At 63.1% G+C, this 445-nt stretch carries 1 protein-coding gene; it reads right to left on the minus strand.

Features of this window, described 5'->3' with window-relative positions; translation table 11 throughout:
- Window positions 1-5 precede the first annotated feature (5 nt).
- On the minus strand, window positions 6-344 hold the full coding sequence (locus tag AC1DYK_RS35805; RefSeq protein WP_326626139.1) for a hypothetical protein: 339 nt from the start codon (window positions 342-344) through the stop codon (window positions 6-8).
- Window positions 345-445: the final 101 nt, after the last annotated feature.

Genomic DNA, 445 nt, shown 5'->3' on the forward strand with positions numbered 1-445 from the left:
CGCCACTACACATCGCGAAGGGCATCACGTAACGCCTCGGCTTGGCGATCGAGCGCCCGGCGCATCGCGTAGGCCGTGTGCGCAGTGTGTGAGCCGACTTCCTGTTCCCGGGGTTTTGATCCGCCGCCGAGTGACAGCCTCGTGGCTACGTACTCCTCACCGGCGTAGGCGAGGAGCAGGAAGACTTCCACGGCCAGATCGCGGCGACGATTTTGGACGCTGATCACCAGCGGGTAGCTGTCGCTGGGACGGTGAGCCTCGGGACCAATGCAACCGAGTTCGTCACGCAGGAAGTTCATCCTCGTCGATGCCTCGGCAACGAAGGTCTTTAGGCGGATGTCCATGGTTGGGAGTATCGGTGCACTTGGGGGTTTCCGGCAGGGCGGCCTTGGTAGCGGTCGGACTGCCAACGACAGCGGAATGCTTGGCGCAGTCGACTGGCAAC

The organism is Variovorax sp. P2_H12 (genome assembly GCF_056403395.1).

What these genes read in the sequence shown, in the direction of transcription:
- AC1DYK_RS35805 (WP_326626139.1), bottom strand. Translation starts at nt 344, where the DNA reads ATGGACATCCGCCTAAAGACCTTCGTTGCCGAGGCATCGACGAGGATG.